The following is an 839-nucleotide window of genomic DNA, read 5'->3' as shown; positions in this document are numbered from 1 at the left end:
CCGCTAGATCATAATGTCCAATTGCTGACGGGATTGCCTGTCCGGAGGTTGCCGAATATAATGACCGTATCAAAGAAAAGGAAAAGGATGCCTCCCATGTACGTGGGCCTGCGGGAACAGGCTCACGGGATGCATCCCCCAATCAACATGGTCATTGTATCAAAATATGAGCTGGTTGAGAAGAACCCCAGCGTTTTTTGTTAGGTGTACAGAAGTGGTGCCATCTCCCTGCTGCGGAGAGAAGTTAAAGATCATTGGAAGCAAGGAGCGCAAGCTCATTAAAGATTGTGGAGAACGCCTTACACTCATCGTGCGGAGGATGCGTTGTTCACAGTGTTACAAGATTCACCATGAGTTACCAGACTGCATTGTGCCTTACAAGCGTTACGAGTCCAGTTGTGTTGAGCAAGCCATCACCAAGACGAAAAATTTAGAAGTTGCTGTTCCAGCACACGAGTCTACCTTACATCGCTGGCGCAGCTGGTTCCATGCACAATCCGCGTACTGGCTCGGTTGTCTCACCTCCATTGCCATCCGTTATCTAGAAGACCCTGTCGAGCGCCCGTCCAACGCTTCTCAGTCTGTACACCACACCCTTGGACACGTTGTCGGGGATGCCCCCGGCTGGCTGGCGACAATTGTCCGTTCCGTCGCCAATGAAAATTTGTGGGTACATACCCGTTCTGCATTCTTGTCCGACTAACCCCTTTGGTAGACTCATCTCGTAATCTACCAAAGGAAGGTGCATTAGGATGAAAAATCAGAGAAAGGCCGAGGACATTGCCGCAGAGCGCATGCAGCTGCTTTCACCGCTTCTGGCAGCCGGACTTGACCCGGCC

At 51.3% G+C, this 839-nt stretch carries 1 protein-coding gene; it reads left to right on the top strand.

The genetic code is table 11. The features are described 5' to 3' along the window. Positions 1-166: 166 nt before the first annotated feature. Positions 167-703 carry a DUF6431 domain-containing protein gene (locus tag PSHG_RS31310; protein WP_081505014.1) on the top strand — a complete coding sequence of 179 codons (537 nt, stop codon included), beginning with the start codon at positions 167-169 and terminating at the stop codon, positions 701-703. Positions 704-839 lie beyond the last annotated feature (136 nt).

Origin of the sequence: Paenibacillus senegalensis JC66 (assembly GCF_000285515.1) — a bacterium.
GTDB lineage: Bacteria > Bacillota > Bacilli > Paenibacillales > NBRC-103111 > Paenibacillus_L > Paenibacillus_L senegalensis.
The sequence above is the reverse complement of the archived record's forward strand: the minus strand, read 5'-3'. Positions and strand labels throughout refer to the sequence as shown.